An 18,733-nucleotide genomic window follows, 5' to 3' on the forward strand; every position below is an offset into this window, starting at 1 on the left:
AGGGCGGGTCAGAGGACGAGCTCGGGCTGGAGCTTCGTGAGGGTCCACACGCGCTGGCGCCGGGCGGCCACCGTCGTCAGCGCGAGCGCGCCGGCCAGCACGACGGCGAGGACGGTGACGTCGCGCGCGACCGTCGCCATGCTCCCGCCGTAGAGGAGCTGGCGCAGGCCCTCGACGGCGTACGTCATGGGCAGGAACCGGTGCATCCCCTGGAGCGGCTGCGGGATCGTCTGCCACGGGAACGTGCCGCCTGCGGTGACGAGCTGGACCAGCATCAGCACGAGCCCGAGGAACTGGCCCGCGGCGCCGAGCCACACGTTGAGCGCCTGGAGGATCGCGACGAACGTCGCGGACACGAGGACCAGGAACAGGGCCGTGCCGACCCCGTGCACGGGGTCGATGTCGAGCGCGAACTTCGTCACCGTGAACATCGCCGCGACCTGCACCACGCCGACCGCCGCCGGGGTGAGCCACCCGCCGAGCGCCGTGGCGAGGCCGGAGCGGCCCGCCGCGAGCGCGCGCGTCGAGAGCGGCCGCACGAGGAGGAAGAGCACGTACGCGCCGATCCACGTCGCGAGCGAGAGGAAGAACGGCGCGAGGCCACCCCCGTACGTGCCCGCCGAGGCGAGCGCCTCGTTCCGCACCGACACCGGGTTGCCGATCGTCTCGGCGGTGTCCTGGCGCGTCTGCTCGTCGAGGTCGGGCACCTGGCCGAGGCCCTCCGCGAGCCCGTCCCGGAGCTGGGTGACGCCGTCGACGAGCTCGCCCGACCCGTCGCGCAGCTGCGCCGTGCCGTCCGCGAGGCTGCTCGCGCCGTCGGACACCTGGGCGGTGCCGTCCGCGAGCCGCCCGACGCCGTCCACCAGGTCGGGGGTGGCCGCGGCGAGCTGCCCGGTCCCGTCCGCGAGGCGGTCGGCGCCGTCGGCAGCGGACGCGATGCCGGCGGTGAGCTGCGGCGTCGCGGCGGCGAGCGTGCTCGCCCCGTCGGCGACCTGCCGCGAGCCGTCGGCGAGCCGGTCGAGCTGCGCGGACGCGCCCTGCACCTGGTCGACCGCGCCCTGGACCTGCTCGCGCTGCGCGTCGACGACCGGCTCGACCTGCGACTGCACGTCGGCACGGAGCGCGTCGGCCTGGTCCGGCGTGAGCACGCCCTGGTCGACGAGGTCGCCGAGGCGCTCGTCGAGCGCCGTCCCCACGTCGTCGCGGACCGTGTCGAGGGCCGGGAGCACCTGGGCCGCGGCGTCCGCGGCCTGCTCTCCGTACTGCGCGACCTGGGCGTTGCCGTCGGCGACCTGCGCCGCCCCGTCGGCGAGCTGCCGCGTCTGGTCCGGCAGGGCGGCGGTCCCGTCCTGCAGCGTGCCGAGGCCCGTCGCGAGCTGCTCCGCGCCGTCGTCGAGCTGCTGGGCCGCGTCCGCGAGCGGTCCCACGCCCGAGCGCAGGGTCGCCGCCCCGTCGGCCGCCTGCGCCGCGCCGTCGGCGAGCGTGCGCGCGCCGTCGTCCGCGGTGACGAGCCCGTCCCGGAGCTCGGTCGACCCGTCGAGGAGCCGGTCCGCGCCGTCGACCGCGTCCGCGAGGTTCGTGTGGATCGACGCGAAGCCGCGCAGGAACGTGTCGGCGGCCTCGGTCCCGATCTGGGCCGCGATCGAGTCGCGCACCTTCCCGACGATCTGGTCGGCGATCGTGCGCGCGAGGTAGTTGTTGGCGTCGTTGGTGACGAGCGTGAGGCTCGCCTGCTGCGGCTCGAACCGGCCCGCCGACGCGAGGTCCGCGGAGAACGTCGGCCCGATGACGAGGGCCGCGTCGTAGCGTCCTGACCGCACGCCGTACTCGGCGTCCACCTGGGACGTCTCGACCCAGCCGAACCCGCCGTCGTCGAGGAGCTGGTCCGCGACGTCGCGGCCGAAGTCGCGTTCGACGGCCTCGCCCGTCGCTCCGTCCGTCGATCGGTCCGTCGTCGTGGTGCCCTCGTCGAGCACGACGAGCGCGGCCGGGATCTCGTCGAGCCGGCCGTAGGGGTCGTGGTTGGCGAAGAGGTAGAGGCCCGCGTAGAGGGTCGGGATGAGCGCCATCGCGAGGATCGCGAGGCGCGGCATGGTGCCCGACGCGAGCCGTCGCAGCTCGGACAGGCCGAGGCGGACCGCGGTCACCGGGCCACCTCCGGCGCGACGCGCAGCGCCACGACGGGCGGCGTGCTGAACGAGCCGTGCGCGGGCGGGAGGTCCACGCCCAGGTCCCGGGCGGACGAGCGCGAGCACTGGACGAGCACGCCCAGGCCGGACGCGGCGAGCGTCCGCGCGACCTCCCACCACCCGCTGGGCTCGCCGCCGTGCCGGTCGGGCAGGGTGAGGACGAGGAACCGCACGCCCTCGCGCTCGGCCGCGAGCGCCGCGAGCAGCGCCGTGCGGACCACGCCGGGGACCTGGTCGATCCGCCGTCCGCGGTCGGTGGTCAACGAGTGCTCCGCGAGCCACCGCGTCACGTCCGTCGGCAGGGACCGGCGCCCGGAGAGCGCGAGGCCCTCCGCGACGACGGCGGCCACCGTCAGCGCGTCGTCGGGCTCGCTGATGCCGGGCACGTCGACGACGGCGCTCGCCGCGCGGAGCCGGGCGGCCGAGGTCTCCCGGTGCGCGACGGCCGGGTCGTGGAGCGTGACGGTGCCGGCGTCGGGAGCCAGCCGTCCGGTCGCGACGAGCGCGAGCGCGGTGTGGCCGTGGCCGGGCTCCCCCGCGACGAGCACGGCCTCGCCCGTGCGCCACTCCAGGTCGAGGGGCTCGAGCATCGGCTCGCGCCGGCCGTCGACACGTACGCCGGTCAGGGTGATCTGCACCTCGGGACATCCTTCCTGCGACGACGACACCGACGGTGCGCGCCCCGCCCGCCTGCGCCACCGGTCCTCCGGCAGCGTCTCCGGGCATGACCCGCGGCGCTCGTTGACTGAATGTCAACAGCGTACGAGCGATATTGACTTGGAGTCAACAGCCGCGTAGAACAGACGCATGACCACGACCCCCGCGCCCGGCCGGCCGGCGCCCGGCCGCACCCGGCGCGAACCGGCCGACCGGCGCCGCGAGCTCCTCGACGCCGCCGCCCGTGTCGCCGACGAGCACGGCCTCGACGCCCTCACGCCCGCCGCCGTCGCGTCCGGCGCGGGGGCGTCGAGGGCGCTGGTCTTCCACTACTTCGGCTCCACGTCGGGACTGCGCCGCGCCGTCGTCCTCGAGGCGGTCGCCGAGCTCGAGCGCGCGACCGTCGCGCCCGACGACCGCCCCCTCGCCGAGCGCCCCGCGCGCGCCGTCGCGGCGTTCCTCGACACCGTCGAGTCACGCCGCCGGGTGTGGCAGGACCTGTGGCGCGGCACCCTCGGCGACGACCCGGCCACCCAGGAGGCCCTCGACGCCGTCCGCGCGCACCTCGTCCTGCGCATGACGACGACCGCCTCGACCGCCGGCGCCACGCCGACGCCGCGCTGGCACCTGCTCGTGGGCGGCTGGGTCGCGCTCGTCGAGAACGTCACCGCGGCCTGGCTCGGCGGCAGCGACCTGACGAGGCAGGAGATCGAGGGGCTCGTCCTCGCGAGCACGATCGTCCTCGTGCCGGAGCTCGCCGAGCCCGCGCGCGGCGTCGTGCTCGGCATCGCCCGCGCGAACTCGGGCTCGGCGGGCTAGCGTCGGGGCAGGTGGGACCGGGCGAGAGCGGGAGGCAGCACATGCGCGTGGTGGTCGTCGGGGCGAGCGGGAACGTCGGGACGGCGGTGCTGCGCCGCCTCACGGAGGAACCGGTCGTGACGTCCGTGGTCGCGGTCGCGCGACGCGTCCCGCGTGCCGACGGGTCGAGCACGGTGCGCCCTCCTCACGACACCGCGACCTGGCGCTACGCCGACGTCGCGGCGAGCGACGCCGACGACCGCCTCGACGCCGCGTTCGCCGGCGCCGACGTCGTCGTGCATCTCGCGTGGGCCATCCAGCCGAGCCACGACCGGCGCTACCTGCGCCGCGTCAACGTCGAGGGGACGCGGCGCGTCGTCGCGGCCGCCCGCCGCGCCGGCGTCCAGCACCTCGTGGTGGCGTCCTCGGTCGGCGCCTACGCGCCCGCCGCCTACGCCGGCGACGCGCGGGACGAGCCCGTCACCGAGGCGTGGCGGGCCGACGGCATCCCCGGGTCGTCGTACTCGGAGGACAAGGCCGCGGTCGAGTCGCTGCTCGACGAGGTCGACCGCGACACCGGGCTCGTCGTCACGCGCGTGCGCTCGGCCCTCGTCTTCCAGCGCGACGCCGCGTCGGAGATCTCGCGGTACTTCCTCGGACCGTTCGGGACGCGCGTGCTGCGCCGCGAGCCCCTCCCCACCGTGCCGCTGCCCGGCGGGCTCCGCCTCCAGGTCGTCCACGCCGACGACCTCGCCGACGCCTACGCGCGCATCGTCGTCGGGCGCCACCCCGGACCGTTCAACGTCGCCCACCCGACCGTGCTCACCGCGCAGGACATCGCCGACGTCGTCGCGGACGGCTCGTGGCGCGAGGTCCCGTTCGCCACGGCGCGCACGGCGCTCGCCGCCGCGTGGCGCGCGCGGCTCGTCCCGGTCGGCGAGGGGTGGCTCGACATGGCGATGCGGGTGCCCGTGCTCGACACGACGTTCGCGAACGGGCTGCTTCGCTGGGCACCCGTCCACGACGCGAAGGACACGCTCGCCGAGCTCGTCACGGGCATCCGCGACGGCGCGGGGACGTCGTCCCCGCCGCTCGTGCCGCGCTGACGCGGGACGTCCCGCCGGGTCGCCGCGCGCCCGGACCCCGCGCGCCCGGACGCGCCGGACCCGGGGTTGCGCGGCCGCCACGGACGTCGGTGGCCGGCAACCCCGGGTTCGAGGAGCGGGACGAGCGGGGGATCAGCCCTCGAGCGAGGCGTCCAGCGTGATGGACTCGACGCCCGCGAGCGCCTTCGAGACGGGGCACGTCGCCTTGGCGGTCTCGGCCGCCTTCTGGAAGCCGGCCTCGTCGATGCCCTCGACCTCGCCGCGGACCGTGACGGCGATGGACGGGATCTTGAACCCGCCCGCCGGGTCCGGGCCGAGCTCCACCTCGACCGTGACCTCGAGCGCGACGGGCGTGGCGCCCGCCTCGCCCAGCACGGCGGAGAGCTGCATCGCGAAGCACGACGAGTGCGCCGCGGCGATGAGCTCCTCGGGGCTCGTGACGCCGCCGGCGTCGTCGGCCGCGCGACGCGGGAACGAGACGTCGTACGTGCCGACCTTCGAGCTCGACAGCTCGACCTGGCCCTGGCCGTCCTGCAGGCCGCCGTTCCAGGCGGTGCGTGCGATACGAGTGGGCATGGGGATGCTCCTTCGACGTCGGGGTCCCGGGGACGTGCCCGGGCTCGTCCCGACCGTAACCCGCCTCCGCGCCGCCCGGCACCCCGGCCTCGTAGAGTGAGCGCCCGTGAGCGTCGAGGAGATCCTGGGGTTCGTCACGGGCGCGGCCTGCGTGTGGCTCGCGGTACGGCAGAACGTGTGGACGTTCCCCGTCGGGCTGGCCAACAACGTCGTGTTCCTCGTGCTCTTCACGGGCACGGGCCTGTACGCCAACGCGGGTCTGCAGGTCGTGTACCTCGTGCTCGGCGCGCTCGGCTGGTACTGGTGGCTGCGCGGCGGGCCGGGTCGGGGAGCGCTCGTGGTGCACCGGACGCCGCGCGCCGCGTGGGTGGTCGGGATCGTCGCGGCGGCCGTGTGCACGGCGGTGCTCGTCGCGGTCCTCACCGCGTGGACCGACTCCACGGTGCCCTTCTGGGACGCCCTCACCACCTCGTCGAGCCTGCTCGCGCAGACCATGCTCGGTCGCAAGTGGATCGGGAACTGGTGGGTGTGGATCGCCACGGACGTCGTGCTCGTGGGCCTCTACGCGAGCCAGGGGCTGTGGCTCACCGCCGTGCTCTACGTCGGCTTCGTCGCCCTGTGCGTCCAGGGGCTGCGCGAGTGGTCGGCGGCGCGGCGCGAGACCGTCCCCGAGGTCGCCGCCGAGGTCCGGCCGGGTCCGGGCGTGGCCGTCGTGCCCGACGACGCGGGGTCGGCCGGGTGAGGCAGTTCGCCCACGGCCTCGTCATCGGGAAGTTCTACCCGCCGCACGCGGGCCACCTCCAGCTCGTGCGCACCGCGCTCGCCCGGTGCGAGCGCGTCACCGTCGAGGTGCTCGAGTCGACGCGCGAGTCGATCCCCGCCGCGCTGCGCGCCGCCTGGCTGCGCGCCGAGGCCCCGGGGGCGCGCGTCGTGCACGGCCTCGACGACGCGCCCGTGGACTACGCGGACCCCCACGCGTGGGACGAGCACGTCAAGGTCATGCACGCGCTCCTCGACCCGGAGGACCCGCCCGTCGACGCGGTGCTCACCTCCGACCGGTACGGCGTCGAGCTCGCGCGACGTTTCGGCGCGACGTGGGTCCAGGTCGACCCGGACCGTCGGAACCTGCCGGTGTCCGGCTCCGCGGTGCGCGCGGACCCGGCCGCGCACTGGTGGGCGCTGCCGGCGGGCGTGCGCTCCTGGTACGTGCGGCGCGTCGTCGTGCTCGGGGCCGAGTCGACGGGGTCGACGACGCTCGCGACCGACCTCGCCGGGCACCTCGGCCTCGACCCGGTCCTCGAGTTCGGCCGCGAGTGGTCCGAGGACCGACCAGGCGGTCTCACGGCGCCGTGGCACACGGCCGAGTTCGACCTCGTCGCGCGCGAGCAGGCCCGGCGCGAGGACGCCGCCGCCGCGACAGCGCCCGTCCCCCTGCTGGTCTGCGACACCGACGTCCTCGCGACGACCCTGTGGCACGAGCGCTACGTCGGCCACCGCTCCCCCACGGTCGAGGCGCTCGCAACCGCCCGTCGCCCCGATCTCTACGTCCTCACGGGCGACGAGATCCCGTTCGTCCAGGACGGCCTGCGCGACGGCGAGCACGTGCGCCACGCGATGCAGGACCGGTTCCGCGAGGTGCTCGCCGCGACCGGGCCGCACCTCGCGGACCCGGCCGACGTCGTCCACCACCTCGGCCCGGCGGAGCTGCCGAGCCCGGACGGCGACCGCCCCGGCGTCCCGTGGTTCGAGGTGCGCGGCGACCGGGCGGCCCGCCTCGCCCTGGCCCTGGCCGCCGTCGGGCCGCTGCTCGCGACCCCGCGGTTCGTCGCCGACCCGCTCCCCCAGGCCGGCACCGACGCCTTCTGAGGGCAGGCCCGGCGTCGAACCCGTCATCGCCCGCTGCTGAGGTGCGGCGGACGACGAGCGGGGTGGACGGGTGGCAGGATCGGCCCGTGACCGATCTCGAGCACGTGTCCTCCGCACCGACGCGGCCGCAGCCGGTGGGCCGCACGGACGGTCGTGACCCGTTCGCCCTGGGGGTCGACGACCTCTTCGGGACGCCGGTCTCCGACACGGCAGGCGCCGACGGCGGGACGCGCACGGGGCTCCCGCTCGACGAGAAGCTGCGGCAGGCGTACTTCTGGGTCGTCAACCACGCGATCATCAGCCCGCACTACGACGTCGAGTTCTCGGCACCCGGTGCGCCCGAGACGAGCTTTCGGCTCGGGGACTCGAAGGCGCTCCTGAACCTCCCGAGCGACCAGTCGTACTCGAGCTTCGTCCTGCTGCCGCTGCTGACCTTCGCGGTGCGGGGGCGGTGCCTCATGATCGGCGGGCCGGGCCGCGGCAAGACGGCGAGCGCCGTGCTCATGGGCGTGCTCGCGGGCTACCCGGTGCGCGACGTGCGGCGCGCGATGCAGCACGGACACCCGCAGCTCACGGTCTCGGACCTGTTCGGCACACCGCTGCCGAAGGACCTCGTGCAGGCGGACAGCCTCGCGGACGTCGACGTCGCGTGGCGGTCGTGGCTCGGCATGCGCGTGAAGATCGTCGACGAGTACAACCGCATCCCGACGCGGACGCAGTCGGCGCTGCTCACGGTCCTCGCGGACGGGTACGTCGAGGTGTACGACCAGGTCTACGAGACGGGCGACGCCGCCTGGTACCTCACGGCGAACGACGACGCGGGCGGCGGCACGTACCAGGTGGTCGACGCGCTGCGGGACCGGATCGACGTCGTCGTGCACGCGATGCCGTTCAACAACCGCTTCCTCGGCGACCTCGTCGCGCGTGCCGAGCGGCGCGTGCGTCCGGAGGAGAACGTGCCGCCGGAGATCGTGTTCGACGCCGCCGAGCACGACCGCCTGCACGCGGCGATCCTCGCGGTACCTCTGCCCGAGCCGGTCCGCCGTCGTCTCGAGTTCTTCGCGAGCCAGCTCGAGGTGCTCGAGCGCGCGGGGTGGCAGTTCGAGTACCGGACGAAGGACACGGCGCGCGTCGCGGGCGTCGACCCGCACCTCGTCGCGACGTCGGACACGGGGCGCGACCGCCTGGGCGACGTCGGCGCGCAGACGCTGAACGGCCTCTCGGTGCGCGCGCTGCAGTCGCTCGTCGCGTACGCGAAGGCGATGGCGTACTTCCGCGGCGACGCCGAGGTCGACCTCGCGGACCTGCGCGCGGTGCTCCCGTTCGTGCTCCACGACAAGCTGCTGCCCGACCTGCAGTCCGCGCCGTTCGACGACCGCGACCGCGAGCCGCTGCGCTCCGACCGCGTGTCGTGGATCCGCGACCTCTTCGACACCGCGTGCCGCCAGTACGACGCCGCGGGGCTCGACGACCAGGACGACGTCGGCGAGATCCTCGCCGACGTGGCCGCCGGCCTGGAGGGCCTGCCCGAGGCCGACGTGCTGCGCCGCCTCGCGCGGATCGAGCAGGTGCTCTCGTCGTGGGAGGAGCACGCGAAGCTGCACGGGCACGTCTACGAGGACGCGCTCGCGCTGAAGTACGCCCACCAGCGGTACACCAACTACCTCACGTGGCTGCGCTGGAGCGGCACGTGACCGTGCCGGACGCCGCCGTGCCGCTCCCCGCGCCCGCGGCGCCCGCCGTGGCAGCCGGGAGCACCGCCTTCGCCGCCCGTGCCCTCGCGGCGCGGGACCGGTACGACGGGGTGCTGTCCCGCGCGCTCGCGCACGGCGCGGACCGGGCCGTGCTCGCGGACGCGCTGCACGACGTCGCGACGGCGGCCGAGCCCCTCGCCGGGCAGCTCGACGCGGAGGCGTTCGCCGCGACGTGCGACGCGCTGCTCGACGCCGCCGCGCGGCTCGTGGCGGCGCGCCGCTGGCGCACGGGCGGTCCCGAGCGTGCTGCCGTCCTCGAGGTCGCGCCGCGTCTCACGGCGTGGCTCGCGACCGCGCCCGCGGTGACCGTCGCCGCCGTGGTCGACGGCGCCCGCGCGGTGGGCGGCGGGCCCGGTCCCACCGGCGACGTCGCGGCGTGGTCCCGGCGCGTCGTCGCCGCCTCCGAGCGGACGACCGGCGGACAGCAGGGGTGGGAGGGCGCGAGCGGCGCGCCCACCGTCGAGCCCGGTCCCCGACCGGCGGGCACGATCCGCGGGGCCGTGCTCGTCGCGGCGTGGCGCAGCGGCCTCGTGCGCTACCGCGACGCCGCCCTCGACGCCGCTCGCCGCCTTCCCGGCCCGGTCGCGCGCGCGGCGCTCTCGCTGCCGGCCGGCGCGACCGGCCTCGAGGCCGTCCTCGACCGGCACGCGGCCGACCCGTGGTGGTGGCCGGGGCGCGGCGACGAACCGACCGTCCTGCTGCGGGGCGTGCACGGCCCGGCGCGCGTGCTGGGCCGGTTCGGCGGGTTCCGCGGGTTCGGCGGCCCGTGGCTCTCCCCCGCGGTCGTCGTCGGGGCGGACCCGCAGCACCCCGCGCTCCGCTGGTCGCTGCGCTCGGCGGACGGCACGGCGTCGGCCGGCGGGACGGTCGGCTGGACGCTCGTCGCGGACGTGCACGGGTCCTTCGTCGCCCGTGCCCTCCGCAGCGAGGACGCGGTCGCGCAGCAGGACCCGGGCGGCGTCCTCTGCGCGGGCGGCGGGGCCCCGGCGCCCGCGCGCGACGAGGACCTGGCGGACATCAGCGGCTCGGCGTCGGTCGACACCCCGTCGGGGCGTCTCCTGCTGCTGAGCCGGACCGGGTCGTACGACGTCCTCCTCGTCCGGTGGACCCGGTGAGCGGCCGCGAGGACGGCCGTCCCGCCGGTGGGCCCGGAGCGCAGCCCGACCCGTACGCCGCGCTGCGCGAGCGCTGGCAGGCGGCGTGGCCCGAGGCGCTCGCGGCGTGGGGCCGCTACACGCGCCTGGGGGCGCCGACGCTCCACGGCCCCGGCGAGGCGCCCGCCGACGTCGGCTCGTTCGCGTGGTTCTCGACGACGCGCGTGGGCGTCCACGTCGACCTCGCCCAGGTCGTGCGCTCCGGGCTCGAGGACCACGCCGTCGCGGTCCTCGCCCACGAGGTGGGTCACCACGTGCTGTCGCCGGGCGACCTCACGACGAGCGCGCTCCTCGTGGCGCGCACGCGGGCAGGGCTCGTCGACCTCGACCACCTCGCGCCGCTCACGGCCAACCTGTGGAGCGACCTCCTCATCAACGACCGCCTGCAGCGCCGCGCCGGGGTCGACCTCGCGGCCGTGTGGCGCACGCTCGGTCCCCCGACCACGAGCGTCGTCATGCAGACGGTGCTGCGCGCCGACGAGCTCCTCTGGGGCCTGTCGCGCGGCGACCTGACCTCCCCCGGGCTCCCGGTGGCCGAGCGCGAGGCGACCCTCGTCGCACGCCTCGTGCGCGCGTACGCGGACGACCCCGTCGGCGGTGCGGCCGGGTTCGCCGCCCTGCTGCGCACGCTGGTCGCGTCCGACGACGAGCGGGAGGACGCCGGCCTCGCCGCGCTGCGCGGCGTCGTGTGCGGGCAGGACGAGGTCGCCGGCTCCGTCCCGGGCGGGCTCGCGACCGACCCGCGCGCCGTCGCGCCGGTGCGGCACCCGGCGCTCGACCCGCGCGTCGTCGGCGACCTGGGCCTGGGGCCCGACGACCCCGCGGCCGACGAGGACGGGGGACGGTCCGCGGGCGTCGACGGCTCCGGCGCGCACGACGCGAGCGGGCAGAGCCTCGCGCCCGCGGACTACGACGCGACCCTGCGGCTGCTGGGGCTGACGTCGGACGCCGCGGCGTCGGCCCGGCGCTGGTACCGCGAGCACGCGGCGCCGCTGCTCGTGCCGTTCCCCGTGCGCGAGCACGTCCGCGCGTCGGAGCCGCTGCTCGGCGCGCACGAGCCGTGGGACGTCGGCGACGACCTCGGCGAGGTGGACTGGACGGGCTCGCTGCTGCGCTCGCCCGTCGTCGTCCCCGGGTACACGACCGTGCGACGGTCCGTCGACGAGGACGCGGGCGACGAGCCCGACCGCGTCCCCGTGGACCTCGACCTGTACCTCGACTCGTCGGGGTCCATGCCGGACCCGTCGCGCGCCGTCGCCCCGATCGCCCTCGCCGGCGCCGTCCTCGCGCTCTCGGCGCTGCGCGCGGGCGCCCGCGTCCAGGCGACGACGTGGAGCGGGCCGCAGCAGGTCGCCGGCACCGACGGCTTCGTGCGGGACGAGGACCGGGTCCTCGACGCGGTGGTCGCGCACTTCGGCGGGGGCACGTCGTTCCCCGTGCCGCTGCTCGAGCGCACGCACCTCGGCGACCCGCACGACGGGGCGCCCGCGACCCGCACGCGCCCGTGCCACGTCGCCGTCATCTCCGACGACGGCGTCGTGTCCATGTTCGACGACGTCGTCCGGGTCGCGTGGGGCGACCGCGCCGGCCGTGAACTCGTGGCCCCGCACGAGAGCGTCGCCGCGCGCTCGGTCGCGGCCGCAGGAGGCGGCGGGACGCTCGTGCTCGACACGACGGACGCCGCTGCGGACCGGGTCCGGGGGTACGCCGTCGGCTACCGCGTCCACGCGGTCCGCACCCACGAGGACCTCGTCGCGTTCGCCCGCGCGTTCGCCCGCGAGCTGTGGGGCACGACGAGCGCAGCCGCCCGACCCGAAGGAGCCCGCCGTGGCGCGTGACCAGGCCCGTGACCCGTCCCGCGGTCCGTCCCCTGCTCAGCGCGACCCCGGGGCGCCGACCGCCGAGGGCCCGCCGCTCGCCGACGTCGTGCGCCGCCTCGTCGACACGCCCCCGGACGTGCTCGATCCCGCGGCCGCGGCCGCGGCGCTCGTCGGCGACACCGCCGACCTCCTCGGCGGGGAGCGCACGGTCGGCGTCCTGCGCGGCGCGACGCGCCGCGAGGTCGACGCGCTCTGCGCGATCGCGCCGTACGCGGCGCTCGCCGGGACGATGTGCTGGCTCGTGCGCGACGAGCACCTGCGCTCCTCGCCGGGCTTCCGGGCCGCCGCGACACCTGCCGCGCTCGTCGACCTCGTGTCCCGCCTCGTGCCCGAGCTCGCGACCCTGCGGACCGCCACCGCGTGGGTCCACGAGCCGTCGGCGCGCGAGGAGCTCGCGCGCGCCGTGCTGCGCGACCTGGGGCTGCGACCCGCGGGCGAGAGCCCGGAGGTCGCGCAGGACCGGTGGACCGCCGTGAGCACGGCGGAGCAGCGGCGGATCGCGCGCGAGATGGCCGAGGAGGCGCGCCGGGCCGAGCAGCTCGCGCGCGAGCTGGCCGCGAAGCGCGCCAAGGAGGCCGCCGCGCAGTACGCCAACTACTGACCGCACCCAGCCCGCAGGAGACCACGACGTGACGACACCGGACGACGCCCCGGACCTCGCCCTCGACGAGTACGCCGTGGGCGAGGCGGTCGCGCTCACGGACGCCGAGCGCTGGCCGACGCTCGACGCCCGAGGACGCGACGCCCTCGACGCGGTGCGGGGCCACCCCGCGGCCCCCGTCTGGGTCCACGTCACGGGTGACCGGCTGCGCGCCGAGGACCTGCCCCTGCTCGACGACGTCGCGGCACGCCTCGCGGCGGCGGCGCCCGACGAGGTCGCGCCCGACGACCCGCCCGGCTGGGTGCGGGACCTCGTGGCCCGGGCGCACGCCGTCGTGCCGCGGTACCGGCGCGCGCGCGACCGCGGGGAGAGCCACGCCACCTCGCCCCTGGCGGCCGTCGCCCCCGTCACGCGTGACGACCTGCGCCGCGACGTCGCGTCGTTCGTCCCCGTCGACGTGCCGCTGGGCCGCGTGCTCGAGGGGACCAGCTCGGGCAGCACGGGTGCCGCGGTCCGCATCCCGCTGCACCCCGTGGCGGTCGCGGCCGACCTCGTGCTCCTCCAGCACCTCGTCGCGGACGCGGGTGCGACGTGGGAGCCCGCGCCGGGCCGGCTCGGCCTGATGAACCTCCTGGACCAGCGGCAGGCGTTCACCTACGCGTCGGCGATGACGGGCTTCCGGCGCGGACCGGGCGTCGCCGCGCCGAGCATGGCGCGCGTCAACCTCGACCCCGGCGCGTGGACGCGGCCCGGCGACCGCGAGGCGTTCCTCGCGGCGCAGGACCCACAGGTCGTGTCGAGCTCGCCGCTCCCGCTCCTCGCGCTCGCCCGGCTCGCCGAGGCCGGGCTCGACGTGCACCCGGTCGCGCTCGTGAGCGGGGCCGCGCACCTCTCCGACGTCGCACGGTCGCGCCTGCGCGCCACGTGGGACGTGCCGGTGGTGGACCTCTACGGCCTGCGCGAGACCGGGGCCGTCGCGTCGCGCGTCGACGGCGGCCCGTTCGTCGTCGTGCCGGGCCGGCGCGTGTGGGTCGAGGTCCTCGCCGCCGACGGCACCCCGGCCCCCGACGGCGACCGCGGCGAGGTCGTCGTCACCGTCGACGAGAACCCCTACCTCCCGCTCCTGCGCTACCGCACGGGCGACCACGCGCGCCTCGTCCGGCGTGGGGGCCGCGTCGAGCTCCACGACCTCGAGGGCCGCTCCCCCGTGCGGTACCTGCGCCCCGACGGCGCGTGGGTCCCGTCGGTCGACGCCGCCCAGCACCTCCAGGCCCACGGCATGGCCGCGTGGCAGCTCCACCAGGAGGCCGACGGGGACGTCGTGCTCGACGTCGTGCCCGACGCCCGGGGAGGAGCGGGGTCGGCGGCCGCGCACGCGGCGGGGGCCGCGGTCGGCACGCTGCTCGGACGGCCCGTCACCGTGCACGAGGTGAGCCCCGCGCGGCTCGGCGACGGCCGGGCTCGCCGCTGGTCGAGCGACGTGCCCGGCGGCGCGGCGTGACGCCTCAGCCCAGCGTGCCCTTCGGGCGGTACACGATCGAGGACGCCCGGTTGTCCATCGACCCCATCGTCGCGCAGCTCGGGGTGCAGTTGCGGCGGTCGCCGGCGTAGCTGTACGCGTCGTAGAACGTGCTCCAGCACCCGGCGACCGACTCGGCCGAGCTGATGACGTTGTTCTGCAGGAAGGTCGCCAGGTTCGGGAAGCCGTAGGTCGAGCCGGTGAAGCACCCGTTGGCGCCCTTGCCCCACAGGAGGGTCTGGGCGCCCTTGTAGCCCGCGTCGCGGTGGACCAGGCCGAGCACGAGCGAGGACGCGGCGGCGGCGGTCCGGGCGTCGGTCGCGCTCCGGGCGTTCGCCGAGTCCACGGCGGCACGGACGCCCGCGCGGTCGCCCGCGGCCACGCCTGCCGCTGCGGGCACCCGGCTGCCGGTCACGTGCACGAGCGCGTCCTCGAGCGTCGCGAAGCACTCGACCAGAGTCGGCGGGAGGAGCGACGGGTCCTGGCCCACGACGACGGGCTGCGCCTGCACGGCGCAGACCTCGTCGGTGGACGAGGCGGTTCCGGGGCCCGGGCGCTCCCGGCTCGTGGCGGTCGGGACAGGCTCCGCGGCCGACGCCACGGCCGGGACGGCGAGCGCCACGGCGGTGCCGAGGACGGACGCGAGCGCGGCGGACACGATGCGGGACGGTCGTCGCTGCATGGTTTCTCCTTCTGCGTGGCCACGCCCCCGGTGAAGCGCCCCGGTGAAGCGCCCCGTGGACCTGACGCGGGAAGAGGACTCCCACGGGACAGCGTCGTCCCGTGCCCCCGGGCCGCATCCTAGGATCCGCGGACCGTCCTGTCTCCACCCGGGCAGACGCTGTCCCTGGGCAACCAGGGCCTCGGGAGGTTACCGTGCAACGGGGGCTGTCGTCCGACCGGTCGGCCTCTCCCCCGCAGGGCCCACTTACGCTCCCCCTCCACCCACCGGTCCAGCCGGGGAAATGAGTGTCGATGAAGCACCGTTCTCTGCCCGTCTCCCTCACCGCGGCGGTCGCGGGGCTCGCGGTCGTCGCGGCCGCCGCCGTGCCGGCCGCCGCCGCCCCACCACCGGACCTCCCCGGCGGCTCGGCGGTCGAGCGGGGCGCCGGGCTCGAGCCGACGGACAAGGTCGCCCCGTCGCTCGCCGCCGCCCGGGGCACCGTGACGGCCTTCGTGCAGCTCGACGCGCCCTCGGGCGTCGACCTCGCGGCGCAGGGCGCGAGCCCGCGGGAGGTCGAGGACAACGCGGCCGAGGTCGCCACGCTGGCGGACGACGTCGTCCCGCAGCAGGCGACCGCGCGCAGCGCCGGAGCCCGCAACCCGCAGCAGGTCTCGGTGACGAGCACGCTCGTCTCGGGCGTCGTCGTCACGGGAGACGCGGACCGCGTCCGCGACCTCGCGCGCGACGACAAGGTCGTCACGGTCTACCGCATCATCCCCAAGGAGCGCACGAACAAGGGCACCGACCTGTTCACGCGCGCGGCCGAGACGTGGCAGAGCACGGGTCTCACGGGCGAGGGCGTGCGGATCGGCATCATCGACACCGGCATCGACTACACGCACGCGGACTTCGGCGGGCCGGGCACGCAGGAGGCCTACGACGAGGCGTACGGGGAGCGCGGCGACGGCCCGGTCCCCGAGGGCACGTACGACGAGCTGAAGTTCCTCGGCGGTCACGACTTCGCGGGGTACGACTACGACGCCTCCGGCACGGTCGAGGGCACCACGCTCGTGCCGACCCCCGACGAGAACCCCATCGACTCGCTCGACACGATCGGCTCCGGCCACGGCTCGCACGTCGCCGGCACCGCCGCCGGCTACGGCGTCACGGCCGACGGCTCGACGTTCGACGGCGACTACTCGACGCTCACCGACATCGCCGACTGGAAGGTCGGGCCGGGCTCCGCGCCGGAGGCGGGCGTGTACGCGCTCAAGGTGTTCGGCGACCTCGGCGGCTCGACCGGCGTCGTCGTCGACGCGCTCGAGTGGGCGGCCGACCCGGACCAGGACGGCGACCTGTCCGACCGGCTCGACATCGTCAACCTCTCGCTCGGTTCTGCCGGCTCCCCCGCCGACGACCCGGAGACCCTCTTCATCGACCAGCTGTCGCGCCTCGGCACGCTGTCCGTCAACTCGGCGGGCAACTCGGGCGACGTCACGGACATCGGCGGGTCCCCGGGCAACTCCCGCACGGCGCTGACCGTCGCGAACTCCGTCGGGAACACCCAGACGTTCGACGCCGTCGAGGTCGTCGAGCCGGCCGAGCTCGCCGGCACCTACGCGGCGCAGAACTCGGTCGAGTACCGCGGCGAGGAGGACGTCACCGCGCCGGTCGCGTTCGTCGCGGACGACTTCGCCGGCTGCCAGCCGTACACGGCCGAGCAGGCCGCAGCGGTCGCCGGGAAGATCGCGTTCCTCTCCTGGGACGACGACGACGCGACACGCGAGTGCGGCAGCGCCGCGCGCTTCAACAACGCCGAGGCGGCCGGAGCGTTGGGCGTGCTCCTGTCGTCCGAGCTGCAGTCGTTCGTCGCCGGGATCGCCGGCAACCAGAACATCCCCGGCGCCCAGCTCACCGGTCCGAGCCACGCGGCGCTGCGCCCCGCGATCGAGGCGGGCACGGTCGTCCTGACCATCGGGCCGTCGTACGCGATGGCGTCGTTCGTCGAGATCCCCGAGATCGCGGACACGCTCAACAGCGGGTCGTCGCGCGGCGTCCACGGGTCGCTCGGCGTCGTCAAGCCCGACGTCGCAGCGCCGGGCACCGGCATCGCCTCCGCGGCCTCCGGTCGTCTCGACGGTGCGGGCATCAAGTCGGGCACCTCCATGTCGGCCCCGCACGTCACGGGCATCGCGGCGCTCGTCAAGCAGGCCCAGCCCGGCTGGGGCCCGCAGGAGATCAAGACGTCGGTCATGAACACCGCGACGCACGACGTGTTCACGGGCACCTCCGGGACCGGCGTGGCCTACGGGCCCGAGCGGGTCGGCTCCGGGCGCGTGGACGCGCTCCAGGCGGTGGGCAACACGACGCTCGCCTACGCCTCGCAGGCGTCCGACCTCGTGTCGGTCGCGTTCGGCGTCGTCGACGTCGGTGCGACGACCGTGACGAAGCGCCAGGCCGTGACCGTCCGCAACACGGGCGACGCCGCGGTGACGTACGCGACCGCCTTCACGCCGTCGAGCACGGCCGGCGGTGCGAGCGTGTCGGTGACGCCCGCCACGATCACCGTCCCGGCCGGACAGCAGACGGTCGTCACCGTGACCCTCACGGCCGACCCGGCGACGCTCACGAAGGCGCTCGACCCGACGTCGTCGGCCGACTCCGGCCTCGGCGTCCCGCGCGACTTCGTGTCCTCGGTCAGCGGGCGCGTCGTGCTCACGCCGACCGACGGCGGGAGCGAGCTCCGCGTGCCGGTGCAGGCGTCACCGCGCCTGGTCAGCGACCTCACGGCCAAGCCCGTGACCTTCGGCGCGCAGGCCGACACGGCCGAGCTGGACCTCGACGGCCGCGGCTTCGTCTCGGCCGACGAGAAGTCGTTCTCGCTGCTCGCGCCGTTCGAGCTCAAGGCGACGAGCCCGCGCCTCGAGGCCGACGCGTCGGAGGGCACCTCGGCCACCGCCATCGCCTCGACCGACATCCGCGCGGTCGGGTTCTCCTCGACGGCGCCCCAGCTCGAGGCGGCCGGCAAGGACCCGTCGACGGGCTACGTGGGCATCGGCATCGCCGTCGACGGGCAGTGGGCGACCCTCGGGTCCGCCGCCGTCCCGGCGGTGGAGGTCGACGTCGACTCGGACGGGTCCGCGGACTTCGAGGTCGTCGGCGAGAAGTACTTCGACGAGACCGACCTCACCCTCGCGGTGACGTACACGCTCAAGGACATCCCGGTCCCGGGCGGCAAGCCGATCGCGGCAGGCACCGCGCTCGACCTCCTCCCGGTCAACCTCCTCTGGGGCGACGTCGACTCCTCCGTCTTCGACAACAACGTCGTCGTCCTCCCGATGAGCATCGAGACGCTCGGCCTGGAGCCGGGCGACGAGCCGACGTTCCAGGTGCGGACCTACTCGCCGTACTCGTCGAGCGTGGACGGCCTCGTCGACGCCACGGACACCTTCACGGGCGACCCGTACGACCCCGCCTACTGGTTCGAGGGCGACGACGAGCTGCTGTACGTCGGCGCGGACGACGCCCCCCTCACGGTGCACCGGTCGGAGGCCGCCGCGGAGAAGGGCAGCGGCAAGCTCCTGCTGCTCCACCTGCACAACGCCACGCCGGGCAAGCGGTGGCAGACGGTGGACGTCACGACGTCCGACGCCGCCGTGGACGTCACGGTGACCGCGGAGGCCCGGTGCCTCGCGGGCAAGGCGTACGTGGCCGTCCGCGTGCTCAACGAGTCCGGCGCCCGCGCGGACATCGCGGTCACCACGCCGTACGGGGACCGGACGTTCAACAACGTCAAGGAGGGCAAGAACGCCTACCAGTCGTTCCCCGTCCGCGACACGTCGGTCGAGGCGGGCTCCGTGACCGTGGACGCGACCGCGGAGATCGACGGCGCCGAGGTCACGACGTCCTACGACGCCGCGTTCGAGGCGCTGAGCTGCTCGTAGGCGTCACGGCACGATCAACGGCACG

The 18,733-nt window shown here is 75.9% G+C and carries 14 protein-coding genes; 10 read left to right on the forward strand and 4 right to left on the reverse strand.

Annotated elements, in window-relative coordinates:
* Positions 1–8: 8 nt before the first annotated feature.
* Together ACWPWV_RS00350 and ACWPWV_RS00355 are read right to left on the reverse strand one after the other, a co-directional pair.
* Positions 9–2,147, reverse strand: coding sequence for a YhgE/Pip family protein (locus ACWPWV_RS00350; protein WP_454041024.1), 2,139 nt, complete (start codon positions 2,145–2,147; stop codon positions 9–11).
* Positions 2,144–2,827, reverse strand: coding sequence for a hypothetical protein (locus tag ACWPWV_RS00355; RefSeq protein WP_454041025.1), 684 nt, complete (start codon positions 2,825–2,827; stop codon positions 2,144–2,146). Before ACWPWV_RS00355 ends, ACWPWV_RS00350 begins: the two co-directional genes overlap by 4 nt.
* A gap of 169 nt (positions 2,828–2,996) precedes the next feature.
* Here ACWPWV_RS00355 and ACWPWV_RS00360 point away from each other — a divergent pair, with 169 nt between their 5' ends.
* Both ACWPWV_RS00360 and ACWPWV_RS00365 read left to right on the forward strand, forming a co-directional pair.
* Positions 2,997–3,665, forward strand: coding sequence for a TetR/AcrR family transcriptional regulator (locus ACWPWV_RS00360; RefSeq protein ID WP_454041026.1), 669 nt, complete (start codon positions 2,997–2,999; stop codon positions 3,663–3,665).
* A gap of 41 nt (positions 3,666–3,706) precedes the next feature.
* On the forward strand, positions 3,707–4,750 hold the full coding sequence (locus tag ACWPWV_RS00365; protein ID WP_454041027.1) for an NAD-dependent epimerase/dehydratase family protein: 1,044 nt from the start codon (positions 3,707–3,709) through the stop codon (positions 4,748–4,750).
* 132 nt (positions 4,751–4,882) lie between these two features.
* Here ACWPWV_RS00365 and ACWPWV_RS00370 read toward each other — a convergent pair whose 3' ends face one another.
* Positions 4,883–5,326 (reverse strand): OsmC family peroxiredoxin, encoded by a 444-nt coding sequence (locus ACWPWV_RS00370; protein WP_435737085.1) that lies wholly within the window; start codon positions 5,324–5,326, stop codon positions 4,883–4,885.
* A 106-nt stretch (positions 5,327–5,432) separates the two neighbouring features.
* Between ACWPWV_RS00370 and pnuC the strand changes: the two genes are divergently transcribed.
* From pnuC to ACWPWV_RS00405, 7 genes are all read left to right on the forward strand, one after another.
* Complete coding sequence (gene pnuC / locus ACWPWV_RS00375) at positions 5,433–6,068, forward strand: nicotinamide riboside transporter PnuC (RefSeq protein ID WP_454041028.1); 636 nt, start codon at positions 5,433–5,435, stop codon at positions 6,066–6,068.
* The gene (locus ACWPWV_RS00380) at positions 6,065–7,192 is read left to right on the forward strand and encodes an AAA family ATPase (RefSeq protein WP_454041029.1); all 1,128 of its coding nucleotides are present in this window, start codon (positions 6,065–6,067) and stop codon (positions 7,190–7,192) included. The genes pnuC and ACWPWV_RS00380 overlap by 4 nt, the downstream gene beginning before the upstream one ends.
* A gap of 86 nt (positions 7,193–7,278) precedes the next feature.
* The gene (locus tag ACWPWV_RS00385; protein WP_454041030.1) at positions 7,279–8,886 is read left to right on the forward strand and encodes an ATPase; all 1,608 of its coding nucleotides are present in this window, start codon (positions 7,279–7,281) and stop codon (positions 8,884–8,886) included.
* Positions 8,883–10,061: a hypothetical protein gene (locus tag ACWPWV_RS00390; protein ID WP_454041031.1), complete on the forward strand. Its 1,179-nt coding sequence runs from the start codon at positions 8,883–8,885 to the stop codon at positions 10,059–10,061. The genes ACWPWV_RS00385 and ACWPWV_RS00390 overlap by 4 nt, the downstream gene beginning before the upstream one ends.
* Entirely contained in the window at positions 10,058–11,938 is a 1,881-nt protein-coding gene (locus ACWPWV_RS00395) for a hypothetical protein (protein ID WP_454041032.1), read from the forward strand. The genes ACWPWV_RS00390 and ACWPWV_RS00395 overlap by 4 nt, the downstream gene beginning before the upstream one ends.
* Positions 11,928–12,581: a hypothetical protein gene (locus ACWPWV_RS00400; protein ID WP_454041033.1), complete on the forward strand. Its 654-nt coding sequence runs from the start codon at positions 11,928–11,930 to the stop codon at positions 12,579–12,581. Before ACWPWV_RS00395 ends, ACWPWV_RS00400 begins: the two co-directional genes overlap by 11 nt.
* Before the next feature lie 28 nt (positions 12,582–12,609).
* Entirely contained in the window at positions 12,610–14,082 is a 1,473-nt protein-coding gene (locus ACWPWV_RS00405) for an AMP-binding protein (RefSeq protein ID WP_454041034.1), read from the forward strand.
* Between the two features lie 4 nt (positions 14,083–14,086).
* Here ACWPWV_RS00405 and ACWPWV_RS00410 read toward each other — a convergent pair whose 3' ends face one another.
* The gene (locus ACWPWV_RS00410) at positions 14,087–14,782 is read right to left on the reverse strand and encodes a hypothetical protein (protein ID WP_454041035.1); all 696 of its coding nucleotides are present in this window, start codon (positions 14,780–14,782) and stop codon (positions 14,087–14,089) included.
* A gap of 293 nt (positions 14,783–15,075) precedes the next feature.
* On the opposite strand from ACWPWV_RS00410, the gene ACWPWV_RS00415 reads away from it, so the two are divergent.
* The gene (locus tag ACWPWV_RS00415; RefSeq protein WP_454041036.1) at positions 15,076–18,708 is read left to right on the forward strand and encodes a S8 family serine peptidase; all 3,633 of its coding nucleotides are present in this window, start codon (positions 15,076–15,078) and stop codon (positions 18,706–18,708) included.
* The last annotated feature ends 25 nt before the right edge of the window (positions 18,709–18,733 follow it).

This window comes from Cellulosimicrobium sp. Marseille-Q8652, from assembly GCF_965112045.1.

What these genes read in the sequence shown, in the direction of transcription:
- ACWPWV_RS00360 (WP_454041026.1), top strand. Translation starts at nt 2,997, where the DNA reads ATGACCACGACCCCCGCGCCCGGCCGGCCGGCGCCCGGCCGCACCCGG.
- ACWPWV_RS00365 (WP_454041027.1), top strand. Translation starts at nt 3,707, where the DNA reads ATGCGCGTGGTGGTCGTCGGGGCGAGCGGGAACGTCGGGACGGCGGTG.
- ACWPWV_RS00370 (WP_435737085.1), bottom strand. Translation starts at nt 5,326, where the DNA reads ATGCCCACTCGTATCGCACGCACCGCCTGGAACGGCGGCCTGCAGGAC.
- ACWPWV_RS00410 (WP_454041035.1), bottom strand. Translation starts at nt 14,782, where the DNA reads ATGCAGCGACGACCGTCCCGCATCGTGTCCGCCGCGCTCGCGTCCGTC.
- ACWPWV_RS00415 (WP_454041036.1), top strand. Translation starts at nt 15,076, where the DNA reads ATGAAGCACCGTTCTCTGCCCGTCTCCCTCACCGCGGCGGTCGCGGGG.